Origin of the sequence: Bradyrhizobium sp. 17, assembly GCF_023073515.1 — a bacterium.
GTDB lineage: Bacteria > Pseudomonadota > Alphaproteobacteria > Rhizobiales > Xanthobacteraceae > Bradyrhizobium > Bradyrhizobium canariense_D.
Genome location: NZ_JADPJQ010000031.1, coordinates 1 through 1,192, shown reverse-complemented (window position 1 = coordinate 1,192; position 1,192 = coordinate 1). Strand labels below are relative to the sequence as shown.

The window sequence follows — 1,192 nt, the reverse complement described above, 5'->3', positions numbered from 1 at the left end:
GTATCTCCGGGCAGGCGATGGAATTCTGCGATCGGAATCTTGCGCGTCTGCCCTTTGTCGTCGACCGTCTCGATCTGAGCGTCTAGGACTCTCATGGCGACGGCCATATCGGAGGGGTTGGTCGCGATACATGCTTCGCTCGATCCGATGACCGCCAGTTGTCGGCTGACGCCTTCGATCGCTGCGCAACCGGAGCCGGGGCTTCGCTTGTTGCAAGGCTGATTGGTGTCGTAGAAATAGGGGCAGCGCGTGCGCTGGAGCAGATTGCCGGCGGTCGTCGCCTTGTTGCGGAGCTGGCCCGAGGCGCCGGCGAGCAGCGCCCGGCTGAGGACACCATAGTCGCGCCTGATGCGCATGTCGGCGGCGAGCGTTGTGTTCCTGACCGACGCGCCGATCCGGATTCCGCCGCCCTCGGTATTCTCGATCTTGTCGAGACCGAGACCATTGACATCGATGAGATGACGGGGCGTCTCGATCTCGAGCTTCATCAGGTCGAGAAGATTGGTGCCGCCCGCGATGAACTTCGCACCTCTCGTTTGCTGGGCCTTTGCGGCCGCTTCTTGAGACGAAGCGGCTCGTTCATAGGTGAATTCCTTCATGTGCTGCTCCCGGCGACCTCGGCGATTGCCTCGGCGATGTTGGAGTAGGCACCGCAGCGGCAGATGTTGCCGCTCATGCGTTCGCGCAACTCGGTATTCGTCAGTTCAGGTGAAGCGGTCAGGTCGCCGCTGACGTGGCTCGGGATTCCCGACTTGATCTCGTCGAGCACCGCCACCGCCGAGCAGATCTGCCCGGGCGTGCAGTACCCGCACTGGTAGCCGTCGTGTTTGACGAAGGCCGCCTGCATGGGATGAAGGCGCTCCGGCTGACCCAATCCTTCGATCGTGGTGATCCTGTCGCCTTGGTGCATGACCGCAAGCGTAAGACAGGAATTGATGCGCACTCCGTTCACGATCACGGTGCACGCCCCGCATTGGCCCTGGTCGCAGCCCTTCTTTGTTCCGGTCAGACGGAGATGCTCGCGCAAGGCATCGAGAAGCGTCGTGCGGGTGTCCAGTTGAAGGCTGCACGGCTTCCCGTTCACCTCGAAGGCGACAGCGGCTTGCGGCGCTTTCCGACTCGCCGCTTGCGATTGCGCCGGTGCGCCCGGGACGACGCCGATCATGGCTGTGGCCGTACTGGCGGCGAGAAG

Annotated in this window: 2 protein-coding genes; both read right to left on the bottom strand. The window is 63.0% G+C overall.

The features are described from left to right. Nucleotides 1-599 (bottom strand): FAD binding domain-containing protein (locus tag IVB13_RS04825; RefSeq protein WP_247487971.1); only part of this gene is annotated, 599 nt, incomplete at its 3' end. After that, nucleotides 596-1,192, bottom strand: a 597-nt coding sequence (paoA, locus tag IVB13_RS04820) for an aldehyde dehydrogenase iron-sulfur subunit PaoA (protein WP_247487969.1), incomplete at its 5' end; no start/stop codon positions are given. The genes IVB13_RS04825 and paoA, both read right to left, overlap by 4 nt.